General features: G+C 45.1%; 12 protein-coding genes. 7 read left to right on the top strand and 5 right to left on the bottom strand.

Annotation, left to right across the window (positions count from 1 at the left end):
• The first annotated feature begins 97 nt into the window (after window positions 1-97).
• The gene (locus QUB25_RS05530; RefSeq protein WP_333182304.1) at window positions 98-943 is read left to right on the top strand and encodes a transposase; all 846 of its coding nucleotides are present in this window, start codon (window positions 98-100) and stop codon (window positions 941-943) included.
• Window positions 944-1,264: 321 nt separating this feature from the next.
• On the opposite strand, the gene QUB25_RS05525 is transcribed toward QUB25_RS05530, so the two are convergent.
• The 5 genes from QUB25_RS05525 to QUB25_RS05505 all read right to left on the bottom strand — a co-directional run bounded on the left by QUB25_RS05525 (window position 1,265) and on the right by QUB25_RS05505 (window position 5,347).
• On the bottom strand, window positions 1,265-2,527 hold the full coding sequence (locus tag QUB25_RS05525) for a hypothetical protein (RefSeq protein ID WP_333182303.1): 1,263 nt from the start codon (window positions 2,525-2,527) through the stop codon (window positions 1,265-1,267).
• A 90-nt stretch (window positions 2,528-2,617) separates the two neighbouring features.
• Window positions 2,618-3,706, bottom strand: coding sequence for an SPFH domain-containing protein (locus tag QUB25_RS05520; protein WP_333182302.1), 1,089 nt, complete (start codon window positions 3,704-3,706; stop codon window positions 2,618-2,620).
• A gap of 122 nt (window positions 3,707-3,828) precedes the next feature.
• Window positions 3,829-4,620, bottom strand: a complete 792-nt coding sequence (locus QUB25_RS05515) for a Uma2 family endonuclease (protein ID WP_333182301.1) — start codon at window positions 4,618-4,620, stop codon at window positions 3,829-3,831.
• A 68-nt stretch (window positions 4,621-4,688) separates the two neighbouring features.
• Window positions 4,689-5,096: a type II toxin-antitoxin system tRNA(fMet)-specific endonuclease VapC gene (gene vapC, locus QUB25_RS05510; RefSeq protein ID WP_333182300.1), complete on the bottom strand. Its 408-nt coding sequence runs from the start codon at window positions 5,094-5,096 to the stop codon at window positions 4,689-4,691.
• On the bottom strand, window positions 5,093-5,347 hold the full coding sequence (locus QUB25_RS05505) for a hypothetical protein (RefSeq protein WP_333182299.1): 255 nt from the start codon (window positions 5,345-5,347) through the stop codon (window positions 5,093-5,095). Before QUB25_RS05505 ends, vapC begins: the two co-directional genes overlap by 4 nt.
• Window positions 5,348-5,624: 277 nt before the next feature.
• On the opposite strand from QUB25_RS05505, the gene dnaK reads away from it, so the two are divergent.
• From dnaK to QUB25_RS05475, 6 genes are all read left to right on the top strand, one after another.
• On the top strand, window positions 5,625-7,733 hold the full coding sequence (dnaK, locus tag QUB25_RS05500; protein ID WP_333182298.1) for a molecular chaperone DnaK: 2,109 nt from the start codon (window positions 5,625-5,627) through the stop codon (window positions 7,731-7,733).
• Between the two features lie 124 nt (window positions 7,734-7,857).
• A complete protein-coding gene (locus QUB25_RS05495) occupies window positions 7,858-9,027 on the top strand; it encodes a DnaJ C-terminal domain-containing protein (RefSeq protein WP_333182297.1) in 1,170 nt (389 codons plus the stop codon).
• Window positions 9,028-9,411: 384 nt separating this feature from the next.
• Window positions 9,412-11,847 (top strand): dynamin-like GTPase family protein, encoded by a 2,436-nt coding sequence (locus QUB25_RS05490; RefSeq protein ID WP_333182296.1) that lies wholly within the window; start codon window positions 9,412-9,414, stop codon window positions 11,845-11,847.
• 234 nt (window positions 11,848-12,081) lie between these two features.
• Window positions 12,082-12,516: a KGK domain-containing protein gene (locus QUB25_RS05485; RefSeq protein WP_333182295.1), complete on the top strand. Its 435-nt coding sequence runs from the start codon at window positions 12,082-12,084 to the stop codon at window positions 12,514-12,516.
• A gap of 50 nt (window positions 12,517-12,566) precedes the next feature.
• Window positions 12,567-12,812 carry an HNH endonuclease gene (locus tag QUB25_RS05480; protein WP_015179287.1) on the top strand — a complete coding sequence of 82 codons (246 nt, stop codon included), beginning with the start codon at window positions 12,567-12,569 and terminating at the stop codon, window positions 12,810-12,812.
• A gap of 91 nt (window positions 12,813-12,903) precedes the next feature.
• Window positions 12,904-13,140, top strand: a complete 237-nt coding sequence (locus QUB25_RS05475) for a toxin-antitoxin (TA) system antitoxin (protein ID WP_333182294.1) — start codon at window positions 12,904-12,906, stop codon at window positions 13,138-13,140.
• Window positions 13,141-13,344 lie beyond the last annotated feature (204 nt).

The following is a 13,344-nucleotide window of genomic DNA, read 5'->3' as shown; positions in this document are numbered from 1 at the left end:
AGGGGTTGGAAATTTCTGTGATTTCTATTGTCGAAATTGAGACTCGTTTATCTTATAGCTTAAGCGTACAACAAACTACGTCACGTCCTCCCCGCCGGTGAAAAAACTGCCACAAAATCCGAAGAATTGCTGGTCTAAGAAATCGCGCAAAAAACCGGAGCCTCAAAGCTCAACGCCTGACATCACAAGAGTTGATGACTATGCACAACATCTAAAAAATACTCATTGTTACTTCCCAACTTCTGTACGTTATTTGGTGGCTGATGGCTATTACTATCGAGCTAAATTCTGGGATGCTGTGCGGGACTTAAATTTAGACTTTATTGGCAAGTTAAGAAGTGATGCTAACCTACGCTATTTCTATACAGGTGAACAAAAAAAACTGGGAGCTCCACGTAAATATGATGGTAAGGTTGACTGCCATGATTTGAGTCGTCTTAATTTTGTTAAAAACCTAAAACCGGGAGTTTCCTTATCTACATTGCAGGTGGATCGTTGTTGTTTAAATTGCCCAATTTGTTTGGTTTGTATCTCTGAGGTTCAAGCCAACGGCAAAATCAAAAATGCTTTATTGTTTAGCACTGATATTCACCTACCACCTGAGCAAATTCTTGAATATTATCAGGCTCGCTTCCAGATCGAATTTATTTTTCGTGATGCCAAGCAATTTACGGGATTGTCAGATTGTCAATCTCGTCATTTACCACGGCTTGATTTTCATTTTAATGCCAGTCTTATTGCCTTAAACTTAGCTAAACATGAACTCTCTAGTTGTCATTCATCTGCCAAGTCGTTTGTGTTTTCTATGGCCTCTTATAAACGTCTGGAATTCAATAAGCATCTACTTTGTACCTTTATTGATAAGTTAGATTTAGACCGGGATTTGATTTTAAATCACCCTAATCTTCCTTCAGTCTTGTCTTATGGTACTTTGGCTGCTTAAAAACTGTCCGGAGTATTGGTTTATCTATAATTTATGAAAAGAGGCTGGGTTTTTATTAAAATCCTCAGTACAATTAAATCGACTGTACCCATAATCTATCCTTAAAGCAACACCTAAATTAAAGAGAGGTGGTCCTCTTTAATTTAGGTGTATTAAAAAATACACGTACAAACACTGTTGTGTACTCCTTAAGGCAGATTTACATTAAATTTATTGATTCCGACGAAATAATGATTGAGTTAATTTTACTGACATCGATCGCGACTACTACACCGACGACGATGCCTCCGCCACCTCCGATGACTGCTTGATCCAGAATTACTAGAGTGAAGAGGGAACAGGCGCTGGCGGTAATTTTTGGTTCGGTACAGGTGCGCTAGAGGGAACAGGCGCTGGTGGTAATTTTTGGCTAGGTAGAGGTAAGGAAGTTGGTTGGGGTTGGGGCTGAGGCAAACCGGGAACACGGATATATTTCCAATTACCAGTAAACAATAGGTACATAACACCCGCAAGCAGGACACCACTAACAACAGCAGCAGTAATTTTCCAAACACTGTAGGGACGTTCGCCTTGAACTTCAGCGGTGCGTGCATTAACCATTACTTGATATCGTTGGTTTTGATAACGATAGGCACACAGCCACACAGGTAGCAAAATATGCTTAAAAGTGATACCACTGTAATCAGTAGAAATGCTGTGAACCCGCTGCTCGTCGCCACCAATATTCCTACAAACATCCGAGTGAATAGTACCGGCCATGACATTTTTAGCAGATTCAAATCCTTGAGTGAGAGAAACTTGCGATCGCTGCGCTTCAAACCCAGCTAAATAAGATGAATTGTAAGCGCGCAGCGACTCCTTGAGATGCCAAGGTTCTAACGCATCTAGACGCGGGCGATCGACTGAAGTTGTAGCGGGAATCAGAATATCGTCAAAAAAGCGATCGACTCTGCCAGAAGCAGGCCACCACCTAGTATGTTGCACTTCGCGAGTTTTAGTTTCTGTTTCGCCCTGCGAGTTTGTTTCTGTATAAGTTTCAGTCACATAGTAGTGTTCCCCGCGAGAACCTTGATAGTAACTAACCGTATAAGTGTCGTAAGTCCAAAACGGCAAATAAACCCCTTGAATTTTCTCCTGTTGCGCTAGGGATTTCAAAGCAGAGGGAGCAAACCAGCGATTGCTGAGCCACTTCTGAATGCTTTCTCTGGCCTGTTTATCCGTAACTTCAAAAGGAACAATTCCCTCTGGATGCACGCTAGGGCTAGCCTTTGCAGGTTGCGTCACAATTGGCGAAGCACAAAATGGACATTTACCCGCTACTTTCGGCGGTTCAAAAGTAACACTTGCTCCGCAATCATTGCATTTTACTTCAAGGGCTGTTGTTGATAAAGTTGCCAGCGCCGTTCGATCGAGTTGGAGATATTGTTCGTAAGAATTTTCCTTTACCTCTTCAGCAGTTTGGGGAATTGCATCCTCCCAGCCGCAGTAAGCACACTTGAGTTTTCCTGCTTGGGGGTTGAACTCTAAATAAGCCCCGCAGCTAGGACAGGGAAAACGTTTAACAGCAGGTTCAGAAGTATTCATAATAGTTTATTGGTGATGTAATTGGTAATCGGTAATCGGGAAAGCAGATTAATTACCAATTACCAATTAACTAAATATGCAAACAAAAATTTAGGCTGCTGCTGGCGGGGGAGGCGGCGGTACTGTCGCCAACAAAGATGCTAATTCCGGCACTTGCGATGCTAACTTCCAGCCGTCAAAACCCGCACGCCACACCATTACCTGATGTGTCAAACCATTTTGCAGAAGTTGATGCAATTCAAAAGGGCCTGATTGTTGACCGTTTTGGGCAATATACCACTGAGTTTGTATTGGCGGGGGAGGTGGCGGCGGAGTCTGCGATGCTGGCGGCTGCATCATATTTGTCATTTGCTGACCTAGTGCCATTCCCATGCCAAATTCTAATGCTTGATTGCCGCCGCTAGGGTTATTTGCAGATGCTTCTATAGCGTTAGCAGCTTGATATTGGGTATATTGCTGCATATTTCCCAGAAGTCCGATCGAGGCTCGTTTGTCGAGTGCTGCTTCAACTTCAGGCGGCATCGAGATATTTTCAATTAATAGCTGAGTTAACTCTAACCCAAACTGCTGGATACTTGGCTGTATGGCAACTCGCACCTGTTCGCCCATGTGGGTGTAGTTGGCTGCAAAGTCCAGCAGGGGAACGCGGGAACTGCCAACCCAATTGGCAAAGGCACTGACTATTGTATTGCGTAGCTGTTCGGTGATTTCATCTACTTGAAATAGTCCGTCAGTGCTGATTAGTTGTTTTAAGAGTTGTTCTGGATGGGAAACTTTAATGTTGTATGTGCCAAAAGCCCGCATTCTCACTGGGCCCAGTTCTGGATCGCGGATAATTACAGGGTTAGAGGTTCCCCATCTCAGGTTGGTAAATATTTTGGTGTTAAAAAAGTAGACTTCTGCTTTAAAGGGAGAGTTGAAACCGTAGGGCCAGCCTTTTAAGGTACTCAGAACGGGTAAGTTGCGGGTGTACAGTTCGTGCATTCCCGGAGCGAATACATCGGCAACTTGACCTTCGCTGACAAAGACTGCTATTTGTCCGGGTCGTACAGTTAGTTTAGCACCTTGTTTAATTTCGTTTTGGTGACGCTCAAATCGATAGGCAATGGTGTCGCTGGTATTGTCCAACCATTCGATGATATCGACAAATTCGCCGCGAATCTTGTCAAAGAGTCCCATAGATTTATTTGGGGTTGTTGTTTGATTTTAGCTTCAATAGGAGCGATCGATGTTCCCGATCGCCCTTGTAAAGTTTTTACGTGCGATCGCTGGGGATGGGGGCGATCGCACTTGCAGACAATTCATAATTTCGGTTCAATTCCAGCCGATCGCAACTGAGCGCGCAATTCCTCTAATTGGTCTTGGGCTTGTTGAGTTCTTTCTTGTTCGCGATCGGCTCTTTGCTGTTCTTGTTGATCTCTTTCAAATCCCGTCAACAGCAAATTTCCTGCACTATCCCACCAGCGCAACCAAGGTAATTCCACATTTTGATATATACCTTGCCAAATTCCCAATTCCACTCCTAACTGTGCGATCGGATAATGACCGCGCTCGTTTGCAGCAACTAATTGATACCTATCTTCGATCAGGTGATAGACTTCAACGCTAGCCTTAGTTACTTCATAAATCCCGTAAAGTGCCGGACGGATTACATTTTCATAAATCCAGAATTTACCCGGCTTAGTTTCCTGTTCACCCGATCGCAATAAAGGCGTTCTGTCCCGTTCTTCTGCACCATTGCCCCATACAAACTCTAACACAATTAACGGTGCTACAAATTCTTGCCACATCACATAAGAACGGCGCGACTGACCATCCAGTGTTGGCGGAACATTAGGCACATAAAACCAGTCCGGTGCTTCTGCACCCCGTTCTAGCGGCTCAGTTAATCGCCAATAAATGCCGCTGTCTTGACCGATACAATAGTTCCCGTCAGCATGAATTCTTTGCAAAACGGGAGTAATTGAATCGGTTAATAGAATGCTTTGGGGATGTTCTTGAAAGTTTTTCACAAAAGGGCCGTCGGATTCTGGTAATTGAGTGTGATCCGGCCAGCCTGCGGGATTGTTTTCGACATCAAGGGTGAATTTCATAATTTTATTTTGATTGCAGGCATTGTTGGAGCGAGATTGTGATTGTAGGCAAACTCGATACATCTAACTTAGACCTCTATCTCCCAATTTTCCAGACGCAAACCCTCAACACGGCTGAACTCGCGGGTATTGTGAGTTACAAGAATTAGGTTGTTGGCAAGAGCAATAGAGGAAATCAAAAGGTCATTAGGGCCAATGGGTGTCCCAGATGCAGCTAATTGAGCGCGAATTTGACCGTAAATTAGGGCAGACTGGTCATCAAAGGGAAGAGATATAAAGCGATTCAAAAAATCTTGCTGTTGGGCAAGCGATCGACCGGGATTGTTGCTTCTCATAGATCCATAGAACAGTTCAGCTTTAACAACAGAACATACTGCGACATCCTGTGAAGGTAGAGCCTGCAACCTTCGCAAAACTCCAATCGATCTGCCGTTCAAGTAACCGATACAGGTATTGGTATCCAGTAAATAAATCACAGCAATTCCTCTCGCTCTTCATATTCCCCTTGCTCTCCTCGAACTAAAGGTTCATCCTGAAAGCACCCGAAAGTTCTCTCAAAAAAACCGGGCGGCCAGCCTAAATCTTCGGGTGTTTTAGCCTCAGTTGCAGTTGCTATAGGCTGGAAAATTACAATAACTTCCAAATCTGTATCTTTGATACCACCGGGGATTTGCAAATGCAACATCCCGTCGGAACCAACGCGCGATCGTACTTTAATACTTTGCATAATTAACCCGCTAAATTTGCTTTCTATTCTAGTTTAAACAGCATAGGTTGGGCCAGTAAAACGAAACCCAACAAATAATGCCGATCCGGGTTAACGCAAATTCCAGCTACACGCGCCTGCAACCCGCCGCGCGCACCCAGCCAACCCCAGCAACCTGAAGCGCAGGTGAGGCAATCCCCCTGCAGCCCCCGCTTCTCGACGCGGTACAATAAATGCAATCATACTTAACGCTTATATTGAAAAGGCTACACACAACGCCACAGGAGACAACTGACGCATGGGTAAAGTAGTTGGCATTGACCTCGGAACAACAAACTCAGTAGTAGCCGTCATGGAAGGCGGCAAACCGGTTGTGATTGCCAATGCAGAAGGGATGCGGACAACTCCCTCGGTAGTCGCTTTCACAAAGGAAGGAGAACGCCTGGTGGGACAGATGGCCAGACGCCAGACTGTTCTCAACCCGCAAAACACCTTTTACGCCGTCAAGCGGTACATCGGGCGCAAATATACCGAACTGACTCCAGAATCAAAGCGCGTCCCTTACACAACTCGCCGCGACGAAAACGGGAACATCAAAATCAAGTGTCCCCGCCTGAAAAAAGATTTTGCCCCAGAGGAAATTTCGGCGATGGTTTTGCGGAAACTGGCCGATGAAGCCAGCCGCTATCTGGGACAAGAGGTGACGGGGGCTGTAATTACTGTTCCCGCTTATTTCAATGACTCGCAGCGACAGGCGACGCGGGATGCTGGACGAATTGCCGGACTTGATGTCAAACGGATTTTAAATGAGCCGACAGCGGCTTCTTTGGCTTACGGTTTGGACAGGCGAGAAAGTCAAACTATTTTAGTGTTTGATTTGGGCGGCGGTACTTTTGATGTGTCGATTTTAGACGTGGGAGACGGAGTATTTGAAGTCAAAGCAACTAGCGGCGATACTCAATTAGGCGGTAATGATTTTGACTCCAAAATTGTGGATTGGTTGGCAGAACAATTCTTAGAAAAAGAAGGAATTGATTTGCGACGCAACCGGCAAGCTTTGCAGCGCTTGATCGAAGCGGCAGAAAAAGCCAAGATTGAGCTGTCGGGAGTCGGTGTCACTGAGATTAATTTGCCGTTTATCGATGCGAACGAAGACGGGCCTTTGCATCTGGAAACGCGACTAACTCGCGGTCAATTTGAGGGGCTGTGCACAGATTTGGTGCAGCGGCTGCGGCGTCCGGTGAAACAAGCTTTGGCTGATGCAAGTTTGAGTCCTTCTCGCATTGATGAAGTTGTGCTAGTTGGCGGTTCGACTCGCATTCCTTTGGTACAGGAAGTTGTTCGCAACTTGATTGATAAAGAGCCGAATCAAAATGTGAATCCCGATGAAGTTGTGGCGGTGGGAGCGGCAATTCAGGCGGGGATTTTGGGAGGCGAGGTTCGCGATGTGCTGCTGTTAGATGTAACGCCGCTGTCGCTGGGTTTGGAAACTATCGGCGGTGTGATGAAAAAACTGATTCCTCGGAATACTACTATTCCCGTCAGGCGATCGGACATTTTTTCGACTGCTGAAAACAACCAAACTGTGGTAGAAATTCACGTGATCCAAGGGGAACGCGAATTAGGCAGAGATAATAAGTCTTTGGGACGGTTTAAACTAACTGGAATTCCGCCGGCACCGCGAGGGATTCCGCAGGTGCAAGTAGCTTTTGATATTGACGCTAACGGGATGCTGTTGGTGACTGCTTTGGACAAAACTACCGGCAGGGAACAAAGCATTACTGTGCAAGGTGCTTCGACGCTGACTCAGCAGGAAGTGAATCAAATGATTCGCGATGCGGAACAGTTTGCTCAAGCTGATAAGTTGCAGCGGGAAAGGGTAGAAAAACGCAATCGCGCTGAAGCTTTAGCTTATCAAGCCGAGCGGCAGTTGCGAGAGGTGGCGCTCGATCGCGGAATGCAGTTTGCTCAAAGAAGCCGCCAGCGAATTGAAACTTTAATTCGGGAATTGCGAGACAGTTTGGAACGCAATGATGAGCGCGGAGTTGACCAAGTTGGTTCGGATTTGCAGGATGCTCTTTACGATTTGAGCAGGGAAGTTTCCGCGTTTGCGATGGATGACGATGATGACGATTTCTTTGAGTCTGTGAAGCGGACTTTTACGGGCGACGGTACCAAGCGGCGCAGCGATGACAGCAGCTATTATACCAATGCTAAGCCGTACAGGCGATCGACTGTCGATCCAATTCCCGATCGCACTGGCGATCGTATGGGCGATCGTATGGGCGATCGTATGGGCGATCGTATGGGCGATCGTATGGGCGATCGTAGAAGCAGTGCTAATCGCCCCACTCGCCCTTATCAAAATCAAAGCGACGATTGGGATGATGACGACGATTGGCTCTAATTAGTGGTTAGTCATTAGTCCCTAGTCATTAGTCCCTAGTTTGAAGCAGGGAAGCAGCATGACTAATGACTAATGACTAATAATTAATAACTAATGACTAATGACTAATAACTAATGACTAACTATGCAGAATTTTCGCAATTACTATCTAATTTTGGGAGTGCCCAAAGATGCCACGGCTGATGAGATTAAGAAAGCCTATCGACGGCTAGCCAGACAGTTGCACCCTGACGTAAATCCGGGGGATAAATCGGCTGAAGATAGGTTTAAGGATATTAATGAAGCTTACGATATTCTTTCCGATATTGACAAGCGAGCTCAATACGATCAGTTTAGTAAATTCTGGAAACAAAAGGGATTTCAAGGCAAGCAAGGGGTGCGACTTCCCAATTTCAAAACTTGGGGAAATGGTAAAGCTACCCGCAAAAAACCGGCCGAAGATGTCGATTTTAGCGATTACTCTGATTTTAATAAATTTCTAGATCAAGTGCTCGGAAGGCGCCGGGAAGTGAGGATGGCGACAGCGAATGATGCACCGCGAGTAGACTCCTATGAACCGTGGAGTACGGCTTCTAAGAAAACGAGTTATGTAGCTAATTCTAGGGAAGATAGAAGGGATGTGGACGATCGCGAAATGCGACGGGAAACAGACGATCGCGAAATCAGAAGGGATATAGCCGATCGCGAAATGCGACGGGAGATAGTCGATCGCGAAATCAGAAGGGATATAGCCGATCGCGAAATGCGACGGGAAATTAGGGAAACAGTCGATCGCGAAACGAGAAGAGACATTGAGGCCAGGCTAACTCTGCCTTTGGAAAGGGCTTATTCGGGCGGTACTGAGCGAATTCGTCTGGAAGATGGGCGAGCGATCGAGGTGAATCTGCCTCCTGCTATGGTATCAGGCCAGCGGATTCGCTTGCGAAATCAAGGTATTGCCGGCGGAGATTTATATTTGAAAATCACGGTTTCTCCCCATCAATTTTTTCGATTGGAAATGTCGGATGTTTGCTGCGAATTGCCACTGACTCCCAGCGAAGCGGTGTTAGGCGGAGATATTGAAGTACCGACGCTGGATGGTTTGGTAAAGATGAAATTGCCACCGGGAGTAACGTCTGGAAAGCGGTTGCGGCTGGCTAACAAGGGCTATCCGACGGGAAATGGCGATCGGGGCGATCAATTGGTAGAAATTCAGGTGTTAATTCCCAAAGAAATTAGCGAGGAGGAACGGGAATTATACGAAAAGTTGCGGCAGGTTGAGTCTTTTAAACCGCGTCAGGATTTATCGGTTTAATGTAGAGTACGCAATGCGCTCGTTTAATTTTGTAGGGGCGCAATAATGCGCGCCTTACTACTAATGGTGTACGAAAAATTAGGAGATGCTTGGCTAAATTTTACTGACATATCAGATTTCGCCACTTGGCTGTAAATAGATGATATCAAATCTGTGGGTATCGGAATTATTCATCTCTCTCTTCTCTTCCTCTGCGGCCTCTGCGGCCTCTGCGGTTTAATAATTCCGAAACAACCATAAACAATATGATTTGTCGCCAGAATAGCCGATCGCACTTTCAGCAATCCTGAATCGCATAAGTAAAATTACTGTTGTGATTATTCCTGAACTAGCAGAGAATTAAAACTAAGGTAATTTTCCCACAATCAGGAGCAGTCTGCAGCGATGACTCAAATGCCCCCTCAATGCAACAATCTGCAAGAGCAAGTTGACTCTTTACTGCAACTGCTGCGTCAGGAATCGTCTTTGCGACAACAAGATATCACGGCGGTACAAGCTTCTCTGAAAAAAGCAATTTCTCCTGAGTTTGAAATTGTGTTTGCTGGCGCTTTCAGTGCGGGAAAATCGATGCTGATTAATGCTTTGTTGGAGCGGGAATTGCTCTACAGTGCTGAAGGACACGCGACAGGTACGGAATGTTATATCGCCTTTGCTGAGCCGGAACAAGAGCGCGTTGTTCTAACTTTTTTGAGCGAGTTTGAGATTAGCCAGCAAGCTTCTGTGCTTTGCCATCAGTTAGGTTTAACTACTGAACTTAATATTAATCAAACAGATGTAGTGTCGCTGTTGTCTCAGGGATGTAACATAATTATTGAAACGGAAGGCGGCGAAAATAAATCCGAGCTCGCCAAAAAAGCTAAGGCTTTGATGCTGCTGTTAGAAGGTTTTGAGGCAAATCGCGATCGCATCCAAACTCTCGAAAACGCTACCTATTCGATGGAACAGTTTAACTTTTCCAATCTCAAGGAAGCTGCTAGTTATGCCCGTCGCGGTAGCAACAGTGCTGTACTCAAGCGAGTTGAATATTACTGTTATCATCCCTTGCTACAAGATGGCAATATTATTATCGATACGCCGGGAATTGATGCGCCGGTGCAGCGGGATGCAGAATTGACTTATGATAAGATTGAAAGCCCCGATACTTCGGCAGTTGTCTGCGTTTTGAAAGCGGCTTCGTCTGGGGAAATGACGACGGAGGAAACCGAGTTGATGGAAAAAACACGGGGAAATCCGGGAATTCGCGATCGACTGTTTTACATTTTCAACCGCATCGACGAAACTTGGTACAACACGCAACTGCGACAGCGGTTAGAAAATCTGATTAATTCTGACTTTCGCGATACTGCGAGAGTTTACAAAACTAGCGGATTGTTGGGATTTTACGGGAGTTTGATTCGAGGGACAACAGGGCGCGATCGCTTTGGTTTAAATACAATCTTTGCCAGCAGTCAAGGGCGAGTTTCGGGAGATGATAAATTAGATTCAGACTTTCTCGGTAATAGTGAAGAAATTCCGCAATTTGTTAGTGAATTTAATCGCTACTGTGCGAATTCTGGCAAGCTATCTCCGAGCAAATTTCGCATTTCAGTGAACAGCTACGAAACACCTAATGAAAACTACGTGCGGATTCTTGCAGAGCAAGGACAACCATTAATTGCTCAATTAATTCAAGATAGCGGTATCGAAGATTTTCGCACAGCCATCACCCGTTACCTCACCGAAGAAAAACGCCCGCAACTGTTCAAAAATCTCGCTGACGATTTAGAAGATTTGTGCATTCAACTGCGGAAATATTACCAAACAATTCAGCGGAATTTGGACAGCCAGCCCCGCGAAATTGAAGCGATGAAAGCACAAGAACTTTTGCGACTAAATCAAGAATTGCAGCAAGTCGGACAGGATTTTCGGGAACATATCGCCGAAGAAGTCAATGAAATGATTATGAACAGATGCGATATTTTCGATATAGACTTTCGGCAACTGCAATCTCGGATGATCCGGCGCTTGGATGAATTGTTAGACGGATTTTCTGTTGAGGCGGCTTACGGACGCACTTTGCGGAATCATCCCCGCAATGCTACAGCACCTTTAATTGCTGTTTTAGTTGAGGCACTTTACTATTTAGCGAATCAGTTGGAAGATATTTTAGTAGAGGCTACTAAGTCACTGGTTGATAATTATTTCCAGTATTTGAAAGATAGCGTTCGCAAGTCTGAATACTATCGATTACTTTATCGGTTGTTGGGGAATGACGGGGGAATTGAACAGCAGTTAGAGGAGTTATCAAAGCGGGTTTCTGATGCTTTGGTAAATGCGGCGGGCGTAGAGTGCGATCGCTACGTGCGAGAAAGTCCCCGTTTTTACGACGAAGGGACATTTTCGATTTATCAATTCCGGGAAACATTGCAGCAAACTTCTCAAGGTTTCGACTGCGAAAATATGGTTGACGCCCAACCGGCAATTCGGCAATTATTGCGGCTAGATTTCGAGCCGAAAGTATCTAGAACTATTCGACAAACTTTCCGCCAAACTGTCAACCAAACTCTGAAAGAGCATTTGTTGCCGCTGGCCCAAAAGCAAGCTGATGATATTTTGCAGAAATACAGTCAAGCCCGCGATTATTTGGAGCAAACTTTGGCACAGGAGGCGGAGGAAAAGATTGCTGGGAATCTGCGGCGGCAAGCCGAGAATGAGCAAAAGATTCAAGAGTACGATCGGGCGGTTTCTGGGATTAATAGTTGTTTGCAGGCGATGAAGTTGCACGAGCATTTGTTGCCTGTAATTGGACAAAATGATAGCGTTTCGGTGGATGGTGAATGATTGGAATGGGGGTAATTGAAATTACGGCGATCGGAAATCGGCGATTGGAAATCCGGCGATCGGAAATCGCGTCTACACAGACAAAACCCGCCTTCGCGGGTTGAAGACATTCTGAGTCCGCGGAGGCGGACATCGTTTGTATAGCCGCGAATTCTATTCGCCGGGGCAATTGTCAAAAGAGAGATACTACTCTAAGATAGTTAGGATGACAGTTTAAAGAAATTAAAGATTAATATGGAAGATAAATTTGATTTTTACAACTGCGGTAATGAGGATGCTTTATCTTTCGGTAACGCAATGCTTAAAGTAGAAAAACTCAAGGAAACAGTAAATGGAGTTTTGCCTGAATATGGGTTAGGAGAGAAACTAACTCACTTGTTGAATAAACAAAACCTCTACATTTCTGTAGGTTCAAATACTGACCAACAACCTAATGCTTATGAGAAGTGGTTTGGTCAAGGTATAGATTGTGAAATTCTCAGAGTGGGTGCTAATGGCTGGAAGAAAGGAAAGATGAAGCTTAAACTCAATGTCACTATAGAGTTTTGCCCAGACGAACCTGAAGTAGAAGAAACACCAGAAAACAACGAATCAGAAACTAGCAAACCAGAATCTCCCCTTGACGATTTGCGTCGCCAACTTCTCAATCAAGAAAACTCACCCAGCTAATCCATCAAACATCCGCGTTAATTCGCGTTCATCTGCGGTTAAAAATCATCATGTCTAAAACCCCCAGAATTCCCATTCCCCCAGAAGTCAGAAAATACGTATTTACTCGCAATAAATACCAATGCCAAAGCTGCGGCCAAACCAAACTAGAAACCCAACTCACGATCGATCATATCATCCCCTTAGCCCGCGGCGGCAGCAACGACATCAGCAACTTGCAAACCCTCTGCGGCACCTGCAACCAAAAGAAAACAGACAAACTAGACCCGCGCTTCAGGCGACACTTTGACCTTTGATATTTAACAGTATAATAAAATCAGCAATTTAAGCTTGAAATTGCTAACCTCTCTTCGATCGCACTTTTAATCCCTAGCTTGGATAACTGCAATGGTGACAAAAACAGTTGACGTGCAAGAAGCACAGACAAATTTAAAAGAGTTATTATCTCTAGCACTTAAAGGCATAGAGGTTGTTCTCACAGAAGGCGGTATTCCCCTTGTCCGTTTAGCGCCGATCGCCTCCCCAACTAAGCAGCGTACAGCGGGATTGCACGCAGGATCGATCTGGACAAGCGACGATTTTGATGAACCATTACCAGACGAATTTTGGACAAGGAATCTATGAAAATATTGCTGGATACTCATACATTATTCCTTCTTCCTTCAATCCGTTACATCGTTACATCTCACATCTTGCACCATTGTCAAGAACAGGCAAGATGCCTGTTCCACAATAAAATTTATCTCTTGTGGAACAGGCATCTTGCCTGTTCCTAAGCAAGTAATTGAGAATGGTGGAACATCTCAGTTACATCCGTTACATCCGTGG

Source organism: Microcoleus sp. B3-D7 (assembly GCF_036705305.1).
Lineage (GTDB): Bacteria > Cyanobacteriota > Cyanobacteriia > Cyanobacteriales > Microcoleaceae > Microcoleus.
This window is presented reverse-complemented; position numbering and strand designations above follow the sequence as displayed.

Excerpts from the sequence above, each read along its gene's own strand:
- QUB25_RS05475 (WP_333182294.1), top strand. The coding sequence starts at position 12,904 with ATGGTGACAAAAACAGTTGACGTGCAAGAAGCACAGACAAATTTAAAA.
- dnaK (WP_333182298.1), top strand. The coding sequence starts at position 5,625 with ATGGGTAAAGTAGTTGGCATTGACCTCGGAACAACAAACTCAGTAGTA.
- QUB25_RS05515 (WP_333182301.1), bottom strand. The coding sequence starts at position 4,620 with ATGAAATTCACCCTTGATGTCGAAAACAATCCCGCAGGCTGGCCGGAT.
- QUB25_RS05480 (WP_015179287.1), top strand. The coding sequence starts at position 12,567 with ATGTCTAAAACCCCCAGAATTCCCATTCCCCCAGAAGTCAGAAAATAC.
- QUB25_RS05490 (WP_333182296.1), top strand. The coding sequence starts at position 9,412 with ATGACTCAAATGCCCCCTCAATGCAACAATCTGCAAGAGCAAGTTGAC.
- QUB25_RS05485 (WP_333182295.1), top strand. The coding sequence starts at position 12,082 with ATGGAAGATAAATTTGATTTTTACAACTGCGGTAATGAGGATGCTTTA.
- QUB25_RS05520 (WP_333182302.1), bottom strand. The coding sequence starts at position 3,706 with ATGGGACTCTTTGACAAGATTCGCGGCGAATTTGTCGATATCATCGAA.
- QUB25_RS05505 (WP_333182299.1), bottom strand. The coding sequence starts at position 5,347 with ATGCAAAGTATTAAAGTACGATCGCGCGTTGGTTCCGACGGGATGTTG.
- QUB25_RS05495 (WP_333182297.1), top strand. The coding sequence starts at position 7,858 with ATGCAGAATTTTCGCAATTACTATCTAATTTTGGGAGTGCCCAAAGAT.
- QUB25_RS05525 (WP_333182303.1), bottom strand. The coding sequence starts at position 2,527 with ATGAATACTTCTGAACCTGCTGTTAAACGTTTTCCCTGTCCTAGCTGC.